Genomic DNA, 23,342 nt, shown 5'->3' with positions numbered 1-23,342 from the left:
TGGCGCGCGAATGTCGCACTTCGCAGGGCGCAGACCATTGGTATCGCGACGTCCGGATGCTAGGAACGAGGCGCCAGAGCAATCGATAGCGAGACGTTATGTCCTTTAGGAATTCATTTGCCGCCGCCCGCGCCTTCGCGCTTGTTTCGTTTCTCGCTCTGTCCGGGTTTCTGACCTCTTCCGGGCCGGCCTCCGCGCTGACGGCGGCCGCGACCATCCGGGACGCCAATTCGATCCAGCTCGGCGACGTCACCTACCGCCTCGACGGCGTCGACGCGCCCGAGCTGGACCAGGTCTGCATCGACGATCACGCCGATCCCTGGACCTGCGGCATCGAGGCCCGCGACCAGCTGGCGAAGCTGATCAACAAACGCAGCGTGCGTTGTGACGATGTCGGGCCGGAAAAGAGTTTCGGCAAACGGCACCGGGCGATCTGCACGGCCGAGGGCGACAAGGTCTCGTTGAACGAGCAGCTGGTCAAGCTTGGCTATGCCATCGCCCGCGAGCCGATCAAGGCGAACGTCAAGCCTGCCGCGGCCGATGCCAAAACCGCGTCAGCCGGGATCTGGAAGGGTTGCTTTGTTGCACCGCAAGAATTCCGCATGGGCAAGAAGGACGGCGCGCTGCTCGGCGCCGCCTGCCGCGCCGACCGCGACAAGGAAATCCGCGCGGCGCTTTTTCCGGAGGAGCCGACCATGCCGCCGAGTTGCAGCATCAAGGGCAAGCTCGCCGTGCGGGCGCGCGTCACCGGCAATATCGGCATCTATCACTTGAGGGGCTGCCCGAGCTATCCCGCGACCACCAAGCCGGACCGCTGGTTCTGCTCGGAGGACGACGCGCAGGCCGCCGGCTTCCGCAAGGCCTACAATTGCCGCCGGCCGAAATGAGGAAGCCCGTCACGGGTATGTGAGCGGTAGCCGGAGACAGTATTGATCCGGAATTGAACTCTCTCGGGGGTTGCTACATCTAATATGTACGCAAGCGCTTTGCGCGAGCGTTCCTTGGCAGCAATCCGGCTTCGGTCCGATTGCTTTGCTCGGGCGTTTCCTCCCTAGACTTGGGCCGCTTGTCACAACAAGCGGCTCTTCTTTTTTGTGCGCCCTATTTCCGCATCGGCATGATCTGATCCATCGGCGGCATGTTGGCATTCAGATGCCCCATGATCCAGACGGTGCCGCCAACGACCAGGAAGACGACCAGAAGGCCGAAGGCGAGCGCCAGCACGTTGTTGGTGTTGTCAGGCCCCGTCGTGATGTGCAGGAAGAACACGAGGTGCACGCCCATCTGCGCGATCGCCAGCACGATCAGAGCGACGGGGATGGACGGCTGCCAGACCAGGTCGGTGCCGGCAATGAAGAACGAGGTTGCCGTGAGCACCAGCGCGAGGCCGAGCCCAACGACATAGCCGAGCACCCGCTCGCCGACGCTGTGCTGCTCTTCCTCGCCCGGTGCGAGATCGTGTCCGGTCCGCACATGCATCTGATCGCTCATACGGCACTCCCAAGCAGGTAGACGACGGAGAAGACCCCGACCCAGACGATGTCGAGCGCATGCCAGAACAGCGCAAAGCACATCATCCGGCGCAAGACGTCGGCACGAAAGCCCTTTGCGAACACCTGGGCCATCATGGTGAGCAGCCAGAGCACGCCGGCGGAGACGTGCAGGCCGTGGCATCCGACCAGCGAGAAGAACGAGGTCAGGAACGCGCTGCGCGACGGGCCATAGCCGCGTGCGACGAGGTCGGCGAATTCGCGGAACTCGATGGTGAGAAAGATCAGTCCGAGCACGCAGGTCACGGTCATGCCGAGATAGAACCAGAACCGGTTGCGCACGTCGGCGGCAATGCTGGCCATGCCGCAGGTGAAGCTCGACAGCAGCAGGCAGACCGTCTCGATCGCGACGTTCCTCTGCTCGAAGATCTCCGAGCCGCTGGGGCCGCCGGCGGTCTGGCCGGACAGCACCGCATAGGCCGCGAAGAAGCAGGAGAACATCACGATATCGGAGAGCAGGAAGACCCAGAAGCCGTAGGCAGTCACGATGCGTTTCGATGCCGGGCCGGGGTGCTCGACGACGAGCCCGATGTGGTGGGGGTCGGCATGCGCGCGGCCGGCGGTCGCCGTCATCGACATCAGAGCGCTCCCGCCATGCTGACGAGGCTGCGCCGTTCCTCGAGATTGATGCGGTCTATCGCTGCGACCTCGGCGGCCGGAATGACGTATTCGTCATGGTCACGCCAGGCGAACACGACGAAGGTCGCGAATGCGCCGATGCCGCCCAGGATCACCATCCACCAGATGTGCCAGATCAGCGCGAAGCCCATGATGGTGGCGAAGAACGCGCAGATGAAACCGGTCGGTGAATTCCGGGGCATCTCGATGTCGTGATATTCGGGCGCGGCGTGATCGAGCGATTGCTGCTGGGCGGCCGCCTTCATGTCCCAATAGGCATCCTCGCCGCGCACGTCGGGATGGAACGCGAAATTGAACACCGGCGGCGGCGACGACGTCGCCCATTCCAGCGAGCGGCCGTCCCAGGGATCGCCGGTGCGGTCGCGCAGGGCCTCGCGGTTGCGGATGCTGACCACGAGCTGCACGATCTGGCAGATCACGCCGATCGACAGCACCGCCATGCCGGCGGCCGCCACGAACATCCATGGCCGCCAAGCCGCGACGTCATAGTGCTGCATGCGCCGGGTCATGCCGAGCATGCCGGCGACATAGAGCGGAATGAAGGTGACGTAGAAGCCGAGGAAGGTGAACCAGAACGCGGCCTTGCCCCAGCGCTCGTCGAGACGAAAGCCGAACGCCTTCGGGAACCAGTATTCGAAGCCGGCGAAGGCGCCGAATAGCACGCCGCCGATGATGACGTTGTGGAAGTGCGCCACCAGGAACATACTGTTGTGGAGCATGAAGTCGGCCGGCGGCACCGCGACCAGCACACCCGTCAACCCGCCGATGATGAAGGTGACCATGAACCCGACCGCCCACAGCATCGGCGTCGCAAAACGGATGCGGCCGCCATACATCGTGAAAAGCCAGTTGTAGATCTTCACTCCCGTCGGTATCGCGATGATCATGCTGGCGATGCCGAAGATGGCGTTGACGTCGGGACCGGCGCCCATCGTGAAGAAATGGTGCAGCCAGACCATGAAGGAAATGACGCAGATCGCCATGGTCGCGAGCACCATCGAGCGGTAGCCGAACAGCGCCTTGCCCGAGAAAGTCGACACCACCTCGGAGAAGATGCCGAAGGCCGGCAATACGAGGATATAGACCTCGGGGTGCCCCCAGGCCCAGATCAGGTTCATGAACATCATGACGTTGCCGCCGGCTTCATTGGTGAAGAAGTGGAAGCCGAGGTAACGGTCGAGCAGCAGCATCGCCAGCGTGGCAGTCAGGATCGGGAACGCTGCGACGATGAGGAGGTTCGAGGCCAGTGTGGTCCAGCAGAACATCGGCATGCGCAGATAGTTCATGCCCTTGGTGCGCAGCTTCAGCACGGTGGTCACTAGATTGATGCCGGCGACCAGCGTGCCGACGCCGGAGATTTGCAAAGACCACGCGTAATAGTCGACGCCGACGCCCGGCGAATAGGACAGTTCCGACAGTGGCGGAAAAGCCAGCCAGCCGGTGCGCGCGAACTCGCCGACCACGAGCGAGATATTGACCAGCAGCGCGCCGGTCGCGGTCAGCCAGAAGCCGACCGAATTCAGCGTTGGGAAAGCAACGTCGCGCACGCCGAGTTGAAGCGGCACAATCAGGTTCATCAGCCCGATCACGAACGGCATCGCCGTGAAGAAGATCATGATGGTGCCGTGCGCCGAGAAGATCTGGTTGTAGTGCTCCGGTGGGAGATAGCCTTGTGACTGGTAGGCGACCGCCTGCTGGAGCCGCATCATGATGGCATCGCTGCCGCCGCGCAGCAGCATCACCGAGGCCAGCAGGATATACATGACGCCAATGCGCTTGTGGTCGACGCTGGTGATCCACTCGTGCCAGAGATACGGCAGATGTCCCTTAACGACGACCCAGATCAGCACCGCGAGGATCGCAACCAGCACTACGGCGCCCGCGACCAGAGGGATCGGCTGGTCGAACGGGATCGCCGACCAATCGAGCTTACCGAGCATCGTGGCCTCCACTGTGCGGCCTGCCGGCATCGGAGAGCAGCTCCGGGCCGGGCCCTGGCGGAATGTGCTGGGATGCGATCAGGTCGAACAGCCGGGGATCGTCCAGGCGAAAGGTCAGCCTGTTCTTCTCGATGCCCTGCTGCATCAGTTTCGTGTAGCTCTCCTCGTTCAGCACGGCATCGGTCTTCGCCGTGGTCGCGACCCAGTCCGGGAAGGCGAGCGGCGAGATCACGTTGACGTCGAACATCATGTCGGGAAAGCCGTCGCCGGAGAAATGCGCCGACAGGCCCTGCAACTTGCCCTCGTTGTCGGCACGCAGGTTCAGCTTCGTCACCATGCCGTTCATGGTGTAGATCATGCTGCCGAGCTGCGGGATGAAGAACACGTTCATCACGCTCGACGACGTCAGCTGGAAATTCAACTCGGCGCCGGCCGGCACCGTCAGCGTGTTGACGGTGGCGATGCGCTGGTCCGGATAGATGAAGAGCCATTTCCAGTCGAGCGAGACCGCCTGGATGCGGACCGGACTGCCGGTGCCCGGCACGGGTGCTGCGGGATCGAGCTGGTGCGAGCCGATCCAGGCGACGCCGCCGAGCAGGATCACGGTGAGCGCGGGGATCGCCCACACCACCATCTCGACGCGGCCGGAATAGACGAAGTCAGGCTGGTAACGTGCTCTCGGATTGGACGCACGAAACCAGAACGCAAAGGCCAAGATCGCGAAAATGGTCGGCACCACGATCACGAGCATGATGAAGACGGAATCGACCAGGATGGTGCTGTTGGCGGCAGCCACCGGCCCTTGTGGATCGAGCAGATTCATCGGCAAGCCACTGGCGATTGGGAAACCCCGGGGAAGAGCCTAGCGCGGAAAAGCCCCCGCAACAAACGCAAGCTCGGCAGAACGGTTCCGCGATACGCCCGCTCAATCGCGCGCCGTGCCGCCCGGCGGCATGCAATTCCATGCGATGTCAATGACATCTGCGCGGGACCGCCAGCCTTCTCTCCTGTCAGGGCGATTGCTAATCTGCACGAAAATAATTTGGGATGAGACGACATGCAGGGCCCCGAGGACGATGCCGGCCTCGCCGGCAAGGTGGCGCTGATCAGCGGCGGTGGCGCCGCTGGCGACGGCATCGGCAACGGCCGCGCTGCAGCAATTCTGTTGGCCCGCGCCAGCGCAAAAGTGCTGGTGGCCGATCGCGACCTCAAGCTCGCCGAGCGCACCGTGGAGATGATCATGGCCGAGGGCGGCACGGCAGCGGCACATGGCGGCGACGTCACCAGCGAAACCGATTGCAAAATACTGGTCGAGGCCGCGCTTGACCGCTGGGGCCGGCTCGATTTCCTCGACAACAATGTCGGCATCGGCAGCCGCGGCAGCGTGGTCGACGAGACACCCGAGCAGTATCGCCGCGTCATGCAGGTCAACGTCGAGACCATGTTCCTGCTCTCCAAGCACGCGATCCCCGCGATGATCAAGACCGCCAAGGGCGGCGCGATCGTCAATATCTCCTCGATCTCGGCGCTGCGGCCGCGTGGGCTCACGACCTACACGACGTCGAAGGCGCCATCATCGGTCTCACGCGCGCCATGGCGGTTGATCACGGTCGCGACAACATCCGCGTCAACTGCATCTGCCCCGGACCGATGTACACGCCCATGGTCTATGCCCGCGGCATGAGCGAACAGGCGCGCGCCAACCGCGCCAGGGCCTCGCTGCTGAAGACCGAAGGCACCGGCTGGGACGTCGGCCACGCCGTCAAATTCCTGCTCAGCAACTTTGCACGCTACATCACCGGCCAGGTGCTGGTGGTCGACGGCGGCGTGACGCTGCAAGCGCCGGAACGTGAATCACAGGAACACTGAAAGGAACACGGATGGCCCGCCTGCCCTATCTCGAGGCCGACCAGGTCGCGCCCGAATATCGCGACATGCTCAAGCGCAACACCAATCTGCACAAGCTGCTGGTCAACTCGCCGGAGATGGCGCGCGCCTTCAACGACATCGGCAGCTATATCCGCTTCAAGAGCAAGCTCGACCCGCGGCTGCGGGAGCTCGCGATCCTCCAGGTCGGCTGGATGGAGAAGTCGGAATACGAATTCACCCACCATGTGAAGATCGGCAAGGAGTTCGGCGTCACCGACGAGGACATCACAGGCCTGATGGCGGAGACCGAGGGCAAGCCGTCGAAGCTGGAGCCGCTCGCCAGGGCGATCCTGAAAGGCGCCCGCGAGATGGTGCGCGAGCTCGCGATGTCGGACGCCACCTTCGCCGAGATCAAGAAAGATCTCTCCGACGAGCACATGGTCGACCTCGCGCTCACCATCGCCTTCTATTGCGGCGTGGTGCGCGTGCTCGCCACCATGAAGATCGACAACGAGCCGTATTACAAAGAGGTACTCCAGCAGTACCCGATCCCGGGAGTGAAGTGACATGCGCTTGAAGGACAAGGTCGCGATCGTCGTCGGCGCCGGCCAGAGCCCCGGCGAAGGCATGGGTAATGGCCGCGCCACCGCGCTGACCTTCGCGCGCGAGGGCGCCAAAGTGCTGTGCGTCGACCATCATCTGGAATCGGCGCAGGAAACCGTCGATCTGATCGCAGCGGAGCAAGGCACCGCCGCGGCCTTCAAGGCCGACGTGACCAAATCCGCGGACATCAAGGCGATGGTGGCGGACGCGCAATCGCGCTGGGGCCGTATCGACGTGCTGCACAACAATGTCGGCGTCAGCCTGTCCGGCGGCGATGCCGAGCTGCTTCAAATCACCGAGGAGGCGTTCGACCGTGTCGTCGCCATCAACTTGAAGAGCTGCATTCTCGCAGCGAAGGAAGTGATCCCGATTATGCGCGCGCAAAGAAGCGGCGCCATCGTCAACATCTCCTCGATGGCCGCGATCACGACCTATCCTTACGTCGCCTACAAGGCGACGAAGTCGGCGATGATCGCCTTCACCGAACAGCTCGCCTACCAGAACGCCGAATACGGCATCCGGGCCAACGTCATCCTGCCCGGCCTGATGAACACGCCGATGGCCGTCGACACCCGCGCCCGCGAATGGTCCAAGACCCGCGCCGAAGTCGAAGCCGAGCGCGACAGCAAGGTGCCGCTGCGCAGGAAGATGGGCACCGGCTGGGACGTCGCAAACGCCGCGCTGTTTCTGGCGTCGGACGAGGCGAACTTCATCACGGGCGTGACGCTGCCGGTGGATGGTGGCGCGAGTGTGAGACGGGGGTAAGTCGAGCGCGCTGCTTACCCTCCCCCTCCAGGGGAGGGTACAGCGTCACTGCGGTGCGCGCGTCACCCGCCAGATCGTGCCATTGCCGTCCTCCGACACCAGCAGCGATCCATCCTTCGCCACGGCAACACCAACCGGCCTTCCCCAGACCTCCGTGTCGTTCACGACGAATCCCGTGACGAAATCCTCGTACTCGCCCGTCGGCATGCCGTCCTTCATCCGGATTCGGATCACCTTGTAGCCGGTGCGCTTCGACCTGTTCCAGGAGCCGTGCTCGGCGGCGAAGGCCTCGCCCTGATACTCCGGCGGAAACTGCGTGCCCTGATAGAAGGTCATGCCCAGCGACGCCGAGTGCGGCTGCACCAGCACATCGGGCACCGTCACCTTGTCCTTCAGATCCGGCCGCGCGCCGATGTGGCGCGGGTCCTCGTTGCCGCCGATGTAGAACCACGGCCAGCCGTAGAACGCGCCCTCCTTCACGCTGGTGACGAAATCGGGCACGAGATCGTCGCCGAGGCCATCGCGCTCGTTGGTCGAACACCAGGGCAGCCCGGTCTGCGGCTGGATCGCAAGGCCGACGCAGTTGCGGATGCCGGTGGCATAGATCTTCCGCTCCTTGCCATCGGGATTGAAGGCCAGCACGGTGGCGCGCTCGGTCTCACTCGCCCAGGTCGCGCCAAGCGGTTGCGTCTTTGACCACACCTCCAACCCGCCCGGCGGCGTACCCATGCCCTCGGCGACGTTGCTGAGCGAGCCGACCGACACGAACATGCGCTTGTTGTCAGGCGTGAAGACGATGTCGCGAGTGGAATGGCTGCCGTCATGCGGCAGGCTTGCCACGATCGTCTCCGCCCTGCCGCGCGCCTTGAGATCGCCGGCCTGATAGGGAAACCGGACGACGCTGTCGGTGTTGGCGATATAGACCCATTGCGGATTGTCGCCGTTCGGAAAGAAGGCGATGCCGAACGGCCGTCTCAATCCGCTGGCAAACACCTCGCTGGTCGCGGCCTTGCCGCCATCCCCGGCGCGCAGCACGCGGATGGCGTCGGCCCGCGTCTCCGCGACGAAGACATCGCCGTTCGGCGCGACCCTCACAATGCGCGGCGCGCGCAAGCCTTCGGCGAACAGCTCGATCTTGAAACCCGCCGGCACACGTGGCGTGGCCTCCGGCGGTCGCGACGCCACACGCGCGGTGCTCGCAACCGACCGCGTCGCGCCGGGCCTGACGAGATCCTGCGGTCGGATCAACCTGACCGTGCCGGGCTTGTCGGCCTGCCAATCGCCATAGGCGTCCTTGCCTTGCAGAACCGGCTCGGCCTGCGCGCTGGCAGCAACCGCGACCAGCAATCCCGCAGCCGTTGCTGCGGACGAGATCCTGCTTTTCACGTCGTCTTCCTCCCAGCCTGCGCGTCCTGAACGTCGACGCTTATAGGTCCGCAAATGTTCTGCGGCAGTCCAGACACCTGCCGAATCCCACGTCAGCTCATGCCCGCACGATGTGCATCAGCCGCGGCCCATCGTACTGGAAAATGCGGCAGATCGGTGCGACACATTGTAAGGGCGCGACCGCCGGTTGCGGTCATCAAAGCTGCGGCATCCAGGTCGCAATTGATGGGGTGATCATGTGGGGATCCATCATATCGGAATGGGCGAGCCTGCTGCTGCGCTGGCTGCACGTGGTGGCGGCGATCGCCTGGATCGGCAGTTCCTTCTACTTCATCGCCCTCGATCTCAGCCTGAAGCCGAAGGCTGACCTGCCGGACGGCGTGCAGGGCGAAGCCTGGCAGGTCCATGGCGGCGGCTTCTACCGGATGATGAAATATCTGGTGGCTCCGAGCCAGATGCCGGAGGAGCTGACCTGGTTCAAATGGGAGGCCTACACCACTTGGCTGTCCGGCTTCGCGCTGATGGTGGTGGTGTACTATCTCGATGCCGACCTGTTCCTGGTCGACAAGTCGATCCTCGACCTCACGCCATTCCAGGCCGGGCTGTTCAGCTTCTGCAGCCTGGCGCTGGCATGGCTGCTCTATGAGGCCGCCTGCCGCACCGGGCTTGCGCAGCGCGAGCTGCCCTTTGCCATCGGCGGCTATCTGTTCCTGGTCGCGCTCACTTACGCCTTCACGCACGTCCTGAGCGGTCGGGGCGCCTTCAACCAGATTGGGGCGATCATCGGCACCATCATGGTCGCCAACGTGTTCGCACTGATCATCCCGAACCAGAAGAAGATCGTGGCCAGCCTGATCGCGGGACAGGCGCCCGATCCGAAGCTCGGCAAGACCAGCAAGGAGCGCTCGGTTCACAACAACTACCTGACCTTGCCCGTCGTCGTGCTGATGATCAGCAATCACTATCCGCTGCTCTACGCGACGCGCTTCAACTGGATCATCGTCGCGATCATTCTGGCGCTCGGCCCCGTGATCCGCCACTTCTTCAACGAGCGGCACGCGGGGCGCAAATCGCCGTGGTGGGTGTGGGGCGTCGCCGCATTGGGCGTGATCGCGATCCTGTTGCTCTCCGCCGCCGGCCCCCGCGAGGTCAAGACGGGCGCGCTGTCCGCGCAGCCGACGCGCGCCAATGTCGAGGAGATCGTGATGTCCCGTTGCAGCATGTGCCACGCGGCCGAGCCGGTCTGGGCCGGCATCGTGACCGCGCCCAAAGGCATCCTGCTCGACGCGCCCGAGCACATCCATCGCAACATTCGCCTGATCGGCCGCGCGGCGGCGTGGTCCAATGCGATGCCGCCGGGCAACATCACCGACATGACCAGCGAGGAGCGCGCCATCCTCGCCGCCTATATCGAGCAGGCGCAGTGACGCCATCACGCGTCGACACCGCATTTCGCGAAATGAAATTCCGCATCTGCCCCCGATTTGAAAATGACTTGATCGCCTATCCGGCGTAGACAGGGGCCAGCGGCCGCTGGCGCGGTCCAGGTCCAAGTCCAGGTCCAAGTCCAAATTTGCATTTGCTGCGGGGAAAGAACAGTGGCCCTCAAGAACATCATCGGTATCGACCACGCCGTAGTCATGGTTCGGGACCTCGACAAGGCCGCAGAAAACTACAGGCAGCTCGGTTTCACGCTGTCGCCACGCGGCACCCACAGCGCGCATATGGGCACCGGCAATTACACTATCATGTTCGACCCCGACTATATGGAGCTGCTCGGCGTGCTGGTGGCGACCGAGCACAACGCACCGGCCCGCGCCTTCGTCGACAGGCACGGCGAGGGCATCGAGCGCATCGCCTTCACGGCGCTCGATAGCGCGGCCGGCGCCGAGGAGATCCGTGCGCGCGGCCTGACGCCGATCGGCCCGACCGATTTCGAACGGCCGGTGACGCTGCCCGATGGCACGATCTCGGCGGCAAAATTCCGCACCTTCATGTGGCCGACCGCGGAAGCCCCCGGCGGCGTGCGCATCTTCGCCTGCCAGCACAAGACCCGCGAGACGGTGTGGATTCCTGAATTGATGAAGCATGCCAATGCGGCGAAGCGGATCAGGCAGACGCTGATCGCAACGCCCGAGCCCGCGCAGGATGCGGCGCATCTCGGCCGCCTGATCGACCGAGAACCGAAGGCGGAAGCCGACGGTGCGGTCGCCGTGCCGTCCGGCGGCGACCGCGCCGACTTCGTCTATCTGACGCTGGAGCAGCTCGGCAAACGCTATCCCGGCGTGCCACTCACCGGTCTTTCCGGGCGCGGCGGCGCCGCCCTGGTCCTCGTCAGCGGCGATCTCGCAGCCACCGAGAAGGCGCTGGGTCCGGCGGCGTTGCGCAGCGGCGCTGCGATCTGCGTGCCGCCGGCCAAGGCCAACGGCACCCTGCTCGCCTTCGTTGCCGGCTGATTTGAACTAATTCTTTAACAAGCGTTTACCGGGCAAGCCTAGGATTTTCGGGTTTTCCACCCGAGACCGAGCGCATGTTCAAAGAGGAATCGCCGATCGCCTATGACGCGCCGGCCGAACTGAAGAAGTGGCCGTCGCTGAAAGGCGAGAGACAGAAGCACCGGGGTCCGCCCTATCTCGTCTACAACGGCACGCTCGCCGACTGCGTTCGCGTGCTCATGGATAAGCCGATCAAGGGCATCTCGCTCTACGACATCATGACGAAGCCGCAAGCAGCGTTCGATCAGACCGTGCTGTCGCCCGGCGATGCCGCCGAGATCGCGATGCGCAAGGATTTTCCCAAGGACTAGTTCGAGGACTAATTCGAGGCGCGCTTGCCGCCGGACTTCCCGTGCTGCTTCGACGAGGATTCCGTTGGCGCGTCCAGGAAGACAACCGGCGTACCGCGCTTGACGTTGTCGCCCAGCATGCGCACGTCCCAATTGGTCAGCCTTATGCAGCCGTGCGATGCGGACTTGCTGACCTTGTCGGGCTCCGCCGTTCCGTGGATGCCGTAACCCTGCGCCGACAGGCCGATCCAGTAGGCCCCGACCGGATTGTTCGGCCCCGGCTTGACGTCGAACGGCGCCTTGGATTTGACGTTGTGGAATTTGTAGTCGGGATTGTAGTGGTAGGTCGGCTTGTCGCTGGTGCTGGTGACCTTGAGCGTGCCGCTCGGCGTTGGGCGATCCGGACTGCCGATTGACGCCGGATAGAACGCGAGCAGACGGTCGGACCCGTCGAACGCCTTCAATGTCCCATTCTTCTTGTCGATCTCGAGCCGCGCAATGCGTGGCAGCTCCCGCCGTGCCGAAACGTTTGCAACGATGATCGTCTCGCCAGCCTTGTCGAAAGACTTGCCCGCATTGAGCGTCCGAAGCAAATCCTCGCTCATGTGGAATTTCTCGGCGAGCCCCTCGAGCGGACTGGTGTAGCTCAGCGCTTGCAGCGACTTCATGTCCTCCAGCTTGCCCGGCAGCACCTTCAGGAATGGTCCCTTCACATCGGCATCGGTGATTTTGTAGTCGACGACAACAGGACCTTCGCTCGCCGCGCTCAGTCTGTCCCAGAGCTCCTGCGCTATTCCCTTGTCGGATGCGATACCGTTCTGCTCGGCGAATGCCTTCAGCGCCTTTTGCGCGTTCTCGCCGAGCTTGCCGTCGATCTCGCCGGGCGAGAACTGCGCACGGTCCAGCATGACCTGAAGCTTCGTCGCGGATGCGTTGACCTTGTCGGTCGCAGGCCGTCTTGCGGGACGCGCGGCATCGTTCACCGCGGTGGCATCGAAATTATTCGCGAGCGCGGGACAGATCATCCACAGCGTCAACACCGCGCCAAGCATCCATCGCGTCATGTCGCTCGTCCCAATTCATCGCTCCGCAAAACCGCGGAGAGTTTCGCTGCGGGAACACCGTAGTAACACCGACGGAACCGGCGAGACCGCAGCTTCGCCGCAATCGGACGGTTAAGAACTCCTTATTGCCGGCGCAGCGCCGGTCGTTCATCCCACGGTTCGAGGTTGTCCACGCAATGCGATTTGTCGTCGCGGTCTGCGCCGCGTTTCTGATTCTGATGTACGACCTCGATCCGTCGACGTCCCGGCAAACAAGCTTCGACCACGCCATTCTTCAAAACACACAAGCCTCGCCACTTGTTCCTGTGGTCGAGCTCTTCCTCGCCAGCGTGCAAGCCATCGAGCTCGCCAATGCGCGCGCGGCCTATGACGAGACACCCGAGCCGCCGCGCGTCGTCGAAACTGCCGTGCAGGCGCCGGTTTCGCCGACCGAACGATTCTGCCACGCGCTTCGCGAAGCCGCCGAGGCGAGCGGCATTCCGGTGCCGTTCTTCGCGCGCTTGATCTGGCAGGAAAGCCGCTTCAAATCGAACGAGGTCAGCCAGGCCGGCGCGCAGGGCGTCGCGCAGTTCATGCCGGAGACCGCCGCCGAAGTCGGGCTGGACGATCCCTTCGATGCGATGAAGGCGCTGCCGGCATCGGCCAGATTCCTGCGCAAGCTCCGCGACGATTTCGGCAATCTCGGCCTTGCCGCAGCCGCCTATAACGCAGGCCCCGGCCGGATCCAGAAGTGGCTTGCCCGGGAAAGCGAGCTGCCGCGCGAGACCCGCGACTATGTCCGCATCATCACCGGCACCAGGGCCGAGGAGTGGACCGAGCGCGCGGGGGCGCTTGCGATCCGCATCGACCTGCCGCGCGAAGCGCCGTGCGAAGGCATCGGCAGTCTCTCCAAGACAAAGGACGTCGTCTGGGTTCCGGTGAACCTGACGACCTCGGCAGCCACCATCATTCGCAAGGGCGAACAATTGGCGGCGCGTTTGACCGCCAGCCGTGCGCGCAAGCGGCTTGCATTCTTGATCCGGAAGACCAGTCACGGCAAGGCGCGCGGCATGATCGCAGCCCGCGCCGCCGGAAAGAGCGCGAAGGCCCGCGCAGTGCGTCTCGCATCGAGCGAGCGCTGATCCGCTAGCGCAAGCAGATCCTCTCGCCGCGACGCCCCCTACTCCGCCTTGATGTTCGCGGCCGCGACGACCTCGGCAAGCTCCGTGGTCTCCTTCGCGATCTTCGCGGCGTAGTCGGCCGGGCTGAGCACGCTCACGACGCCTTGCGACTCCAGCCGCTCCTGCACCGCAGGATCCCTGGCGGCGGCGACGATCTCACGGTGCAGCGTCTCGCGGATCGGCGCGGGCACGGCCTTCGGCATGAAGAAGCCGACCCAGAACGAGATGTCGAAGCCGGGATAGCCGGCTTCCGCGACGGTCGGCACGTCAGGCAGCGCCGGCAGCCGCTCGGCCGATGACACCGCGAGCGCACGCAGCTTGCCGGCCTTCACCAGCGGCACGGCGGACAAGGGATCGAACACCGCCAGGACTTCCTGCGCGAGGATGCCGACCTCGGACGCCGCACCGCCGCGATAGGGCACGTGGATCAGCTTGATGCCGGCCTTCTGGCTGAGCAGCTCCATGGCGAGATGGGCGAGGTTGCCGTTGCCGCCCGAGCCGTAAGCGAGCGCGCCGGGCGCGGCCTTCGCCGCCGCGACGAGATCGGCCACGGTCTTGATGTCAGCGGTCTTGGGATTCTCGGGATTGACCACGAGAACGAGCGGCGCCGAGATGACGGTGGTGAGCGGCGCAAAGTCCCCTTGCGGATCGTAGCGGGCGTCCTTGAACAGCGTCTTGTTGAGCGTGATGGTGGACGAGTTGCAGGCGAGGATGGTGTAGCCGTCCGCGTCCGCGCGCGCCACGCCCTCGGCTGCGATCATGCCGTTGGCGCCGGCACGGTTCTCGACCACGAAGGGCTGGCCGAGCTTGTTGCTCAGCCGGTCGCCGACGATGCGCGCGACCACATCGACCGGACCGCCCGCGCTGAAGCCGACCATGATCTTGACCGGACGCGTCGGATATTTCTGCGCGAGAGCCTCGGTCGTCACGCACAATCCGGCGACAATCGCCAGCAGGCGAAGCGTTCGTTGCATTGGTTCTCTCCCCGGACCCGCACCGCCGCCTTTGCATGGTGCGACGCATCTGGAGATCATGATTAGCGGTCGCGCCGGATTTCGCAATCGCGTTTGCACGCCGGCATTCCGTCGCGCGGCACGCGAGAGCCGCATCCCAACAAAAAATGCGAAAAACAACCCCATGCACAGTAACCGGCCCCTGTCAGAACAAGGACTTGCGCAGGACACGCGTTTTCGGATATCGCGAAATGCAGTTTGACACGTCGGGCAAAACACCGGCATGATGGCATCATCGCAACAATCGCCAGCGTCCACGCCGCCCACTCCACGGGCGCCTCGCCGCGATCGTGCGTAAGCCTCTCATCGACATCTCAAAATCGGTAATCGCGCGCAGCAAGCGAGCGGTCGTTCGCGCGCCTGCGCCGGCAAAGGACACAGCACATGACGACGACATCTCCAAATCGCCACACCACACCGCCGGTTGCGACAACCGATCGCAGCGACCCGGCTGCGAGCCCGCGCGTAAAACTCTACAAGTGGCGCATTGCAATCAACCATCCCGATCCGCAAGCCGGCGAACGGCTGCTGGCCGATGCGCTTGGCGCCGTCGATCGCGATGCGCTGCACGGCATCTTGAAGCAATTGGTGCAAGCCAGCGTGGTTGCGCAGAAGCCGGACGAGGCCAATCTCGCCTTCATGATCTCGATGATGAAGAGCATCGCGCCGCGGGACTCCATCGAGGCCATGCTGGCGGCACAGATGGTGAGCATTCACGTCCTGGCGATGCGCTGCGCCCATCGCCTCGCCTTCGCCGACGACATCCCGCGGCAGGACAGCGCCTCACGCGCGCTCGCCAAGCTGGCGCGAATCTTTCCGGCCCAGGTCGAGGCGCTCAACCGATACCGCAACAATGGCGAGCGGGCGATCACGGTGGAGAGTCTGACGGTGCAGGATGGCACGGGAGCCACCGCGAGCCACGCCGTACAGCACGCGGACATGCTCGTAACGGAGCAAGACACCAGGGACACAGCGATGTTTGCTGGATCGATCTCGCCTCGCGAAGCCGGCGAAGGCGAACATGAACCGGTCGATGCCGCACAAGGCGCCACCGCGTGAGCGGCGATCACACCCGCAACACGGCTGCGATGCAGGCGAGTCCGCGCTGCGGCGCCAGGACACGCAGCGGCACCGCCTGCCTCGCGCCGGCGGTGCACGGCAAGACCCGCTGTCGCATGCATGGCAGCGCCGCGAGATCAGGCGCACCGAGGGGAAATCAGAATGCGCGGAAGCATGGGCTATTCACGCAGGACCGGATCGCAGAACGAAGGGCGATACGGGCGTTGCTGGGCGAGACGCGGAAGCTGCTGCAAGAGTTGGGCTAGACCGTATACCCATAAGCCCCGCGGCGTGATGCGACGAAGGCTACGTCTGCGTTGCCCCAATAGCGACCAGGTTCGTGCGGCAGTGAAAGGGGTCGCGATGGGCCACTAGGAGACATGTGTCCCTGCCCGGCGATAGCGGACATCGTTGCAGTTATTTGTCGAGTTGTTCTCATCATGCCATGCGCGGTTTGGTAGTTGGCACCAGTACTGTTACACCATTTGGCAACAATCGAAGGTAAGCCGCGGCCGAACCCCGCAAGCTAGAAGTATGCTATGCTGACAAGATCAGGATAGACTTTTCTGCCGTAGTCCCCAAATTTGGCTGGCCGTCAATCAGACAGTCGGTGGAGCCAATGCAGCAGATTGCGGAGTGGCTCGATACACTTGGCCTAGGGCAATACGCGCAGCGCTTTGCCGAGAACGACATTGATCCAAGCGTTCTGCGCGAACTGACTGACAATGACCTCGAAAAACTTGGTGTCTCGCTCGGCCATCGCAAAAAGATGTTGCGCGCGATTGCGGAGATCGCTGAGACCGGACGAAGACCCGTGCGTACTCCCTGGACCTCGGCCGAGAGACGTCAACTCACGGTGATGTTCGCTGATTTAGTTGGCTCGACGGCGCTCTCGACAAGGCTCGACCCGGAGGATTTGCGAGAAATCATTGGTGCGTACCACCGCTGCTGTGCCCAGCAGATCGCGAAATTTGGCGGATTCGTTGCAAGATATATGGGCGACGGCGTGCTCGCATATTTCGGCTATCCGCGGGCGGATGAAGACGATGCTGAGCGCGCTGTAGGCGCCGGACTGGCATTGGTCGCGGCCGTGACGGGCCTCGATGCCGGTCCAGGGGTAAGATTGCGAGCACGAATTGGGATTGCCACTGGTTTGGTGATCGTCGGTGATCTCATCGGGGACGGCCCATCGCAGCAGTGTGAGGTGGTCGGTGAGACCGCCAATCTGGCCTCGCGGCTTCAGGCGCTGGCCGAGCCGGATACAGTTGTGATCGACGGCAGCACCCGCCGCCTCATCGGCGGCCTCTTCGAATATTTCGCTCTCGGGAGTGTGTCCATCAAAGGCTTCCGCGATCCGGTGCCGGTCTGGCGAGTCATCGGTGCGAGCGCGGTCGATAGCCGCTTCGAGGCCTTGCGCGTAGCCAGAACGCCACTACTCGGTCGTGATGAGGAGATCGAGCTGATCATGCGCCGCTGGCAGCAGGCAAAACGTGGTGATGGCTCTGCCGTGCTGATATCGGGTGAACCCGGCATCGGCAAATCGCGCCTTGCCGAGACCGCGGTGGAGCGGCTGAGCGATGATCCACATATCCGCTTGCGCCGTTTCTGCTCGCCACATCACCAGGACAGTGCACTTTTCCCGACCATATCACAGCTCGAGCGCGCAGCAGGATTCCGGCGTGACGATACGGACCAGCAACGTTTGGACAAGCTCGAGGCGTTGCTCACGGAGGCAAACGCGGACCTTAGCGAGGCCGTTCCTCTGATCGCGGACCTGCTGTCCGTGCCAACAGGCGATAGCTATCCACCTCTCAGCCTCACGCCGCAGAAGCGCAAGGAGAAGACGCTCCAGGTCCTCCTAGCCCAGCTCGAGGGACTGGCAACGCGCCGGCCCGTGCTGATGGTGTTCGAGGATGTGCATTGGATCGACCCCACCTCGCTCGACTTATTGGACCTCGTCGTCGACCGGGTGGCCACCCTCCGGGTCTTGCTGATCATCACTTTCCGGCCCGAGTTGGCGCCGCCCTGGACCGGGCGCTCGCACGTGACATCGATGAGCCTCAGTCGTCTGTCGCGTCCACAGCGCGCCGAGATGATCATGCAGGTGACCGGCGGCAAGGCGCTGCCCCAAGAGATCGCCGAACAGATCATCGATCGGACCGATGGCGTACCGCTGTTCATCGAGGAATTGACCAAGGCGGTGATCGACAGTGGCATTCTGGCCGATGCTGGTGACCGCTTCGATGCGAGGGAGCCCGTGCCTCGACTTGCCATCCCTACCTCGCTCCACGCCTCGCTCCTGGCTCGTCTCGATCGCTTGGCGCCAGTCCGCGAGCTGGCGCAGATCGGCGCCGCTCTCGGGCGGTCGTTCTCGCATGAACTGATCAGCGCGGTCGCAGCGATGCCGCAGCAGCAGGTAGACGGGGCCTTGGCGCAGCTCGTTCGCGCCGAACTGGTTTTCCAGCGGGGGATCCCGCCTGATGCAGAGTACACCTTCAAGCACGCGCTGGTGCAGGACGCAGCCTATAGCACCATGCTGCGCGGTCGACGTCAGCATATCCATGCCCGCGTTGCGACGACGCTAGAGAGCCAGTTCCCTGAAATCGCGGCCGCTCAGCCGCAACTCATGGCCTATCATTGTGCCGAGGCCGCCTTCAACGACAAGGCGGTCGGCTATCGACTCAAGGCCGGCCAGCAGGCGGTCGCGCGGTCGGCGATGACGGAAGCGGTAGCGCAGTTGCAGAGGGGTCTCGAACTGCTGGCGAACATGCCCGAGGAGTCGCGGCCCGTGCAGCACGAACTCGACCTGCAGATTGCCCTCGGGCGGGCTCTGATGGCGGCTAGGGGGTATTCGGCGCCGGCGGTGGCCGATACCCTCGACAGGGCGCGAGCACTCGCGGAGCGGTTCGATCGACCGGATCGTCTCGCTCCGCTGCTCTATTTCCAATGGGGCTTCCACTCGGTTCGGGCCGAGCACAAGCTGGCGGTATCCCTTGCCGAGCAGATGGAGAAATTGGGCGACACAAGAAACGATCGAGCCACTCTGCTGCTGGGTCGCTATATCCACGGCGCCAGTTGCCACTATCGCGGGGAGTTTGTGACAGCACGCGGCCTTCTTGAGCTGTGTGACGGCTTGAGAGATCCCGCCGCTCGCGCGACTTGTGCCGCCATAGCGGTGGCCGATCCGCACGCGGCGAGCCAGGGTCACTTGGCGGTGACATTGGCGCTTCTGGGCCACATCGATCAGGGACGCGCGCGCGTCGACGAGGCGCTAAAGGAGGCCCGTTCGCTCGACCATCCGTTCACTGTGGCCTTTGTGTTGAGCAAGGTGTGCGCAGTGGAGGCGGCCGCCGGCTTGCCGCTTGACACATTGCGGCATGCGGAGGAACTGCTGTCCCTCTCGAACGAGCATGGCTTTCCGCTCTGGTTGGGTCTCGGACTTCTCCAGCGTGGTCGCTCGTTGACAGCACTTGGACAAGCGCAGGACGGCATCCCGTTGCTCGCGAAAGGGCTCTCGGTGCTTCGTGGTGCCGGAGCTGTCGTGCACACGCCGCGCGCACTTTGTTTTCTCGCCGAGGCTCACGCCAAGGTCGGGGATCTGCAGGAGGAGCGGAACTGCCTCGTCGAGGCTGCGCAGCTGATCGAGACGACCGAGGAACGATCCAGTGAAGCCGAGCTGTATCGACTTCGAGGCGACATGGCGAACGCGCGAGGCAACCAAGCAGCTGCGGAGCAGAATTATCATCGAGCGCTCGCGGTGGCCAAGCGCCAGAGTGCGAAGACGTTTGGGCTGCGCGCTGCGACCAGCCTCGCCCGCCTGTGGCGCGATCAAGGCAAGTGCATGGAAGCTCACGACGTCCTCGCGCCGGCATATGGCTCGTTCACCGAAGGCTTCGACACGCCAGTCCTGAGGGACGCCAGGGCGCTGCTCAACCAGCTGGCCTGACGCAGTCCCGCCTTGCGCGTTGCGGGAGAGCTGCTACTTGCCCATATTCCAAGGCTGGACTCCTCTGGTCTACGATCTCATTCAGGTGTCGTCTGCGGCTAGTCGGCGGCGCGCAGAGCGTAGGCATCGGATCCCATTGCCAGCATGCGCTTCATGCCGTCAGAATGACCGCTTCGGGTCAAAATGCGCGCCTTGCCTTCTTGCACGATGAGGCCGGCAAGGCGACGGGCCTGGTACTCAATCCCGGGCCCTGGCAGATCACGGGTCAGCGGATTAACTGACGGGGAGAAAACAAGAAGCGCAGTTCCGCGCGGGATCATTTCCAACGGATTCAGCCGGAGGCGCCGCGCTCGCCGCCGTCGGCGTGGTTGTCAAACAGTCACTCCGCCGCAAAGACCCTTGATTTCTTCGGGTCCAGCTTTTCGACGACGTCCAGATCGCCGTCGTCGACAACGTCCTCTTCCTGAGGATCGCTTCCCGCGTGTCGTTTCGGACTGAACCATTGCGAGACACGGTCCAGATAAAGATAGACAACCGGCGTGGTGAAGAGCGTCAGGACCTGGCTGACCAAGAGACCGCCGACCATGGCATAGCCGAGCGGTTGACGCAGTTCCGAGCCGGTGCCGTGGCCGAGCATCAGCGGCACGCCGCCGAGCACGGCCGCCATCGTGGTCATCAGGATCGGGCGGAAGCGCAGCAGGCAGGCCCGGCGAATGGCCTCGACCGGCGACAGGCCCTGATCCCGCTCCGCCACGATCGCGAAGTCGACCAGCATGATGCCGTTCTTCTTGACGATGCCGATCAGCAGAACGAGGCCGATGAGACCGATCAGGCTGAAGTCGAAGTGGAAGATGAGGAGCGTCGCCAGAGCACCGACACCGGCCGACGGCAAGGTCGACAGGATGGTCAGAGGGTGAATGTAGCTCTCGTAGAGCACGCCGAGAATGAGATAGACCACGATCAGCGCCGCCACGATCAACAAGGGCACGGAGGAGAGCGACTCCTGGAATGCCTTCGCCGTGCCTGCGAAAGTCGAGGTGATGGCAGCCGGCACGTTCATCTGCTTTTCCATCGCGTCGATCGCCTGCGTCGCTTGGCCGAGCGCGACGTTGGGCGCGAGGTTGAAGGAGATCGTCACCGCGGGAAACTGGCCCTGATGGTTGATGGCCAGAGGCCGGACCGGAGCCGTGGTCCACTTGGTGAACGCCGACAGCGGCACCTCTCCTCCCGTCGTCGGTGAGCGGAGGTAGATCTGCTCCAGCGTGGACGGATTCTTCTGCAACGAGGGCAGCACCTCGAGGACGACATAATAGGTCGACAATTGGGTGAAATAAGTCGCGATTTCCCGCTGCCCGAATGCGTCATACAGGGTCGCGTCGATCACGTCAGGCGTGATCCCGAAACGCGCGGCCTGATTGCGGTCGATCGACAGCGTCAGCGTGGTGCCCGACGTCTGCTGGTCGGACGCGACGTCGCGAAGCTCGGGCATCTCCTTCATCTTCGCGAGCAGCTTCGGGGCCCATGTGTTGAGCTGGTCCATGTCGGTCGACTGCAGCGTGAACTGGAATTGCGTCCGCGACGCCCGGCCGCCGACCCGGACGTCCTGCGCCGACTGGAGATAGAGACTTGCACCCTGAACCTTCGCCGTCTGGGCCTGCAGGCGACGGATGACCTGGTCGGCCGAGTCGGTACGTTCATCCCGCGGCTTCAACGTAATGTACATCGTGCCGTCATTGAGCGTATTGCCGCTTCCGCCCATCCGCATCGCCATGTGGTCGATCGCAGGGTCCTTCAGCACGATCGCGCCGATCTCCTGCATGTGCTTCGCCATATCGGCGATCGACACGTCCTGCGATGTTTCGACGATCCCGGTGATCAGCCCGGTATCCTGCTGCGGAAAGAACCCCTTGGGGATGATCACGAAGAGGTAGACCGTCAGCGCGATCGTCGCGAAGAACACCATCAAGGTGATGAAGCGGAAACGCAGCACGAGGTCGAGGCCTCGCTCGTAGCCGTTCACGAGGGCCTGGAACATCCGCTCGCTGAGCATATAGAGCCTGCCGTGATGCTCCTCGTCGTGCGACTTGAGGAAGCGCGACGCCATCATCGGCGTCAATGTCAGCGATACCAGGGCCGACACGGCGATCGTCATCGCGAGCGTCACCGAAAATTCGCGGAATAGGCGGCCGATAATGCCGCTCATCAGCAATAGCGGAATCAGGACCGCGATCAGCGAAATCGAGATCGAGATGATCGTAAACCCGATTTCGCTGGCGCCCTTGAGCGCGGCGGCCATCGGCGTCTCGCCCTCCTCGATATAGCGGGTGATGTTCTCCAGCATCACGATGGCATCGTCGACCACGAAGCCGACTGCGATGGTGAGGGCCATCAGTGACAGATTATCGAGGCTGTAGCCGGCTATCCACATCAGCGCGCAGGCGCCCAGCAACGCAAGCGGCACCGTGATCGACGGAATAATGGTGGCCCAGACGCTGCGCAGGAAGACGAAGATCACCATCACGACGAGGCCGATCGTCAACAGCAGCGTGAACTGTACGTCCTTCACCGCCGCGCGGATCGTCTGCGTGCGGTCCGACAGCACCGAGACCTTGATGGCCGGCGAAATGCCGGCCTGCAGATGCGGCAGCTGCTTCATGACGCTGTCGACGGTGTCGATGACGTTGGCGCCGGGCTGCTTGAAGATGACCAGGAAGACGCCGGGCTTGCCGTCAACCCAGCCGTATTGGGTATTGTCCAGCGGTGCACTCACGGCATGGCCGATGTCGCCGACACGGACGGGACTGCCGTTCCGATAGGCGATGACGATGTCGTTCCAGGCCTCGGCCTTGGTGAACTGGTCGTTGGCATAGACGGTGTAGGTGCGGGTGTCGCCGTTGAGGGTTCCCTTGGGATTGTTGACGGTGATCACCGAAAGCGGGGTGCGCACGTCCTCCAGCGACAGGCCCTTGGCCACCAGCTTGGCGGGATCGATCTGGACACGGATCGACGGCGCCTGCTGTCCACCGACGCTGACCTGGCCGACGCCGCTGATATGGCTGATCGCCTGCGCGAGCTTGGTGTAGGTCTCGTCGGACACCTGCGTCATCGGCAGCGTCGTCGACGTGGCGCCGAGCGTGAGAATGGGCGAGTCGGCCGGATTGACCTTTCTGTAGGTCGGCGGGGTCGGCATGTTCTTGGGCAACTGCCCGCTCGCGGCATTGATGGCGGCGAGCACGTCGGAGCCGGCACCGTCGATGTTGCGCGAGAGATCGAACTGCAGGACGATCTGGGTCGAGCTGGTCTGGCTCTGCGACGTCATCTCCGAGACGCCGGGAATGAGCGCAAATTGCGATTCAAGCGGTTGCGCCACCGAAGAAGCCATCGTTTCCGGATCCGCGCCCGGAAGGTTGGCGGAGACCTGAATGGTGGGGAAGTCGACCTCCGGCAGCGGCGCCACCGGCAATTGCGGGTAGGCGATGATCCCGACGAAGACGATGCCGACCATCAGCAGCGACGTCGCGATGGGGAGGCGAATGAAGGGAGCCGAGATACCGCCAGCCATG

19 protein-coding genes and 1 pseudogene are annotated in these 23,342 nt (G+C 63.7%); 11 read left to right on the top strand and 9 right to left on the bottom strand.

Annotated elements, in window-relative coordinates; all coding sequences use genetic code 11:
* Positions 1–98 precede the first annotated feature (98 nt).
* On the top strand, positions 99–887 hold the full coding sequence (locus OWC48_RS27155) for a thermonuclease family protein (RefSeq protein WP_282522721.1): 789 nt from the start codon (positions 99–101) through the stop codon (positions 885–887).
* Positions 888–1,101: 214 nt separating this feature from the next.
* Here the strand turns inward: OWC48_RS27155 and cyoD are convergent, their stop codons facing one another.
* From cyoD to OWC48_RS27135, 4 genes are read right to left on the bottom strand one after another with little or no spacing between them, the layout of a single operon-like run.
* Complete coding sequence (gene cyoD, locus OWC48_RS27150) at positions 1,102–1,491, bottom strand: cytochrome o ubiquinol oxidase subunit IV (protein WP_282522720.1); 390 nt, start codon at positions 1,489–1,491, stop codon at positions 1,102–1,104.
* Positions 1,488–2,129, bottom strand: a complete 642-nt coding sequence (locus OWC48_RS27145) for a cytochrome (ubi)quinol oxidase subunit III (RefSeq protein ID WP_247307599.1) — start codon at positions 2,127–2,129, stop codon at positions 1,488–1,490. Before OWC48_RS27145 ends, cyoD begins: the two co-directional genes overlap by 4 nt.
* The gene (gene cyoB / locus OWC48_RS27140) at positions 2,129–4,129 is read right to left on the bottom strand and encodes a cytochrome o ubiquinol oxidase subunit I (RefSeq protein ID WP_282522719.1); all 2,001 of its coding nucleotides are present in this window, start codon (positions 4,127–4,129) and stop codon (positions 2,129–2,131) included. Before cyoB ends, OWC48_RS27145 begins: the two co-directional genes overlap by 1 nt.
* Positions 4,119–4,952, bottom strand: a complete 834-nt coding sequence (locus tag OWC48_RS27135; RefSeq protein ID WP_282522718.1) for a cytochrome ubiquinol oxidase subunit II — start codon at positions 4,950–4,952, stop codon at positions 4,119–4,121. The genes cyoB and OWC48_RS27135 overlap by 11 nt, the downstream gene beginning before the upstream one ends.
* Positions 4,953–5,186: 234 nt before the next feature.
* On the opposite strand from OWC48_RS27135, the pseudogene OWC48_RS27130 reads away from it, so the two are divergent.
* The 3 genes and pseudogenes from OWC48_RS27130 to OWC48_RS27115 all read left to right on the top strand — a co-directional run bounded on the left by OWC48_RS27130 (position 5,187) and on the right by OWC48_RS27115 (position 7,366).
* Positions 5,187–5,998: pseudogene (locus OWC48_RS27130) on the top strand (SDR family NAD(P)-dependent oxidoreductase).
* Positions 5,999–6,009: 11 nt separating this feature from the next.
* Positions 6,010–6,564: a carboxymuconolactone decarboxylase family protein gene (locus OWC48_RS27120; protein WP_282522717.1), complete on the top strand. Its 555-nt coding sequence runs from the start codon at positions 6,010–6,012 to the stop codon at positions 6,562–6,564.
* A 1-nt stretch (position 6,565) separates the two neighbouring features.
* Positions 6,566–7,366: an SDR family NAD(P)-dependent oxidoreductase gene (locus OWC48_RS27115; RefSeq protein ID WP_282522716.1), complete on the top strand. Its 801-nt coding sequence runs from the start codon at positions 6,566–6,568 to the stop codon at positions 7,364–7,366.
* Between the two features lie 45 nt (positions 7,367–7,411).
* On the opposite strand, the gene OWC48_RS27110 is transcribed toward OWC48_RS27115, so the two are convergent.
* Entirely contained in the window at positions 7,412–8,752 is a 1,341-nt protein-coding gene (locus tag OWC48_RS27110) for a sorbosone dehydrogenase family protein (protein ID WP_282522715.1), read from the bottom strand.
* Positions 8,753–8,988: 236 nt separating this feature from the next.
* Between OWC48_RS27110 and OWC48_RS27105 the strand changes: the two genes are divergently transcribed.
* The 3 genes from OWC48_RS27105 to OWC48_RS27095 all read left to right on the top strand — a co-directional run bounded on the left by OWC48_RS27105 (position 8,989) and on the right by OWC48_RS27095 (position 11,558).
* Positions 8,989–10,179 (top strand): urate hydroxylase PuuD, encoded by a 1,191-nt coding sequence (locus tag OWC48_RS27105; protein WP_282522714.1) that lies wholly within the window; start codon positions 8,989–8,991, stop codon positions 10,177–10,179.
* A 171-nt stretch (positions 10,180–10,350) separates the two neighbouring features.
* Positions 10,351–11,208 (top strand): VOC family protein, encoded by an 858-nt coding sequence (locus tag OWC48_RS27100; protein ID WP_282522713.1) that lies wholly within the window; start codon positions 10,351–10,353, stop codon positions 11,206–11,208.
* A 74-nt stretch (positions 11,209–11,282) separates the two neighbouring features.
* Entirely contained in the window at positions 11,283–11,558 is a 276-nt protein-coding gene (locus OWC48_RS27095; protein ID WP_282522712.1) for a hypothetical protein, read from the top strand.
* Positions 11,559–11,566: 8 nt separating this feature from the next.
* Here the strand turns inward: OWC48_RS27095 and OWC48_RS27090 are convergent, their stop codons facing one another.
* On the bottom strand, positions 11,567–12,601 hold the full coding sequence (locus OWC48_RS27090) for a L,D-transpeptidase family protein (RefSeq protein ID WP_282522711.1): 1,035 nt from the start codon (positions 12,599–12,601) through the stop codon (positions 11,567–11,569).
* A 176-nt stretch (positions 12,602–12,777) separates the two neighbouring features.
* Here OWC48_RS27090 and OWC48_RS27085 point away from each other — a divergent pair, with 176 nt between their 5' ends.
* A complete protein-coding gene (locus tag OWC48_RS27085) occupies positions 12,778–13,722 on the top strand; it encodes a lytic transglycosylase domain-containing protein (protein ID WP_282522710.1) in 945 nt (314 codons plus the stop codon).
* A 38-nt stretch (positions 13,723–13,760) separates the two neighbouring features.
* Here the strand turns inward: OWC48_RS27085 and OWC48_RS27080 are convergent, their stop codons facing one another.
* Positions 13,761–14,735 (bottom strand): tripartite tricarboxylate transporter substrate binding protein, encoded by a 975-nt coding sequence (locus OWC48_RS27080; protein WP_282522709.1) that lies wholly within the window; start codon positions 14,733–14,735, stop codon positions 13,761–13,763.
* 423 nt (positions 14,736–15,158) lie between these two features.
* Here OWC48_RS27080 and OWC48_RS27075 point away from each other — a divergent pair, with 423 nt between their 5' ends.
* The 3 genes from OWC48_RS27075 (at position 15,159) to OWC48_RS27065 (ending at position 19,779) form a co-directional block, all read left to right on the top strand.
* Entirely contained in the window at positions 15,159–15,833 is a 675-nt protein-coding gene (locus OWC48_RS27075; RefSeq protein WP_282522708.1) for a hypothetical protein, read from the top strand.
* A gap of 29 nt (positions 15,834–15,862) precedes the next feature.
* Positions 15,863–16,099, top strand: a complete 237-nt coding sequence (locus OWC48_RS27070) for an HGGxSTG domain-containing protein (protein WP_071917640.1) — start codon at positions 15,863–15,865, stop codon at positions 16,097–16,099.
* A gap of 353 nt (positions 16,100–16,452) precedes the next feature.
* Complete coding sequence (locus tag OWC48_RS27065) at positions 16,453–19,779, top strand: adenylate/guanylate cyclase domain-containing protein (protein WP_282522707.1); 3,327 nt, start codon at positions 16,453–16,455, stop codon at positions 19,777–19,779.
* A gap of 98 nt (positions 19,780–19,877) precedes the next feature.
* Here OWC48_RS27065 and OWC48_RS27060 read toward each other — a convergent pair whose 3' ends face one another.
* Positions 19,878–20,105 carry a hypothetical protein gene (locus OWC48_RS27060; RefSeq protein WP_282522706.1) on the bottom strand — a complete coding sequence of 76 codons (228 nt, stop codon included), beginning with the start codon at positions 20,103–20,105 and terminating at the stop codon, positions 19,878–19,880.
* A 53-nt stretch (positions 20,106–20,158) separates the two neighbouring features.
* Positions 20,159–23,341: an efflux RND transporter permease subunit gene (locus OWC48_RS27055; protein WP_282522705.1), complete on the bottom strand. Its 3,183-nt coding sequence runs from the start codon at positions 23,339–23,341 to the stop codon at positions 20,159–20,161.
* Between the last annotated feature and the right edge of the window lies 1 nt (position 23,342).

Source organism: Bradyrhizobium sp. Arg816 (assembly GCF_029989365.1).
In the GTDB taxonomy this organism is placed as follows: Bacteria; Pseudomonadota; Alphaproteobacteria; order Rhizobiales; family Xanthobacteraceae; genus Bradyrhizobium.
This window is presented reverse-complemented; position numbering and strand designations above follow the sequence as displayed.

What these genes read in the sequence shown, in the direction of transcription:
- OWC48_RS27155 (WP_282522721.1), top strand. Translation starts at nt 99, where the DNA reads ATGTCCTTTAGGAATTCATTTGCCGCCGCCCGCGCCTTCGCGCTTGTT.
- cyoD (WP_282522720.1), bottom strand. Translation starts at nt 1,491, where the DNA reads ATGAGCGATCAGATGCATGTGCGGACCGGACACGATCTCGCACCGGGC.
- OWC48_RS27145 (WP_247307599.1), bottom strand. Translation starts at nt 2,129, where the DNA reads ATGTCGATGACGGCGACCGCCGGCCGCGCGCATGCCGACCCCCACCAC.
- cyoB (WP_282522719.1), bottom strand. Translation starts at nt 4,129, where the DNA reads ATGCTCGGTAAGCTCGATTGGTCGGCGATCCCGTTCGACCAGCCGATC.
- OWC48_RS27135 (WP_282522718.1), bottom strand. Translation starts at nt 4,952, where the DNA reads ATGAATCTGCTCGATCCACAAGGGCCGGTGGCTGCCGCCAACAGCACC.
- OWC48_RS27120 (WP_282522717.1), top strand. Translation starts at nt 6,010, where the DNA reads ATGGCCCGCCTGCCCTATCTCGAGGCCGACCAGGTCGCGCCCGAATAT.
- OWC48_RS27115 (WP_282522716.1), top strand. Translation starts at nt 6,566, where the DNA reads ATGCGCTTGAAGGACAAGGTCGCGATCGTCGTCGGCGCCGGCCAGAGC.
- OWC48_RS27105 (WP_282522714.1), top strand. Translation starts at nt 8,989, where the DNA reads ATGTGGGGATCCATCATATCGGAATGGGCGAGCCTGCTGCTGCGCTGG.
- OWC48_RS27095 (WP_282522712.1), top strand. Translation starts at nt 11,283, where the DNA reads ATGTTCAAAGAGGAATCGCCGATCGCCTATGACGCGCCGGCCGAACTG.
- OWC48_RS27090 (WP_282522711.1), bottom strand. Translation starts at nt 12,601, where the DNA reads ATGACGCGATGGATGCTTGGCGCGGTGTTGACGCTGTGGATGATCTGT.
- OWC48_RS27085 (WP_282522710.1), top strand. Translation starts at nt 12,778, where the DNA reads ATGCGATTTGTCGTCGCGGTCTGCGCCGCGTTTCTGATTCTGATGTAC.
- OWC48_RS27080 (WP_282522709.1), bottom strand. Translation starts at nt 14,735, where the DNA reads ATGCAACGAACGCTTCGCCTGCTGGCGATTGTCGCCGGATTGTGCGTG.
- OWC48_RS27075 (WP_282522708.1), top strand. Translation starts at nt 15,159, where the DNA reads ATGACGACGACATCTCCAAATCGCCACACCACACCGCCGGTTGCGACA.
- OWC48_RS27070 (WP_071917640.1), top strand. Translation starts at nt 15,863, where the DNA reads ATGCAGGCGAGTCCGCGCTGCGGCGCCAGGACACGCAGCGGCACCGCC.
- OWC48_RS27065 (WP_282522707.1), top strand. Translation starts at nt 16,453, where the DNA reads ATGCAGCAGATTGCGGAGTGGCTCGATACACTTGGCCTAGGGCAATAC.
- OWC48_RS27055 (WP_282522705.1), bottom strand. Translation starts at nt 23,341, where the DNA reads ATGGCTGGCGGTATCTCGGCTCCCTTCATTCGCCTCCCCATCGCGACG.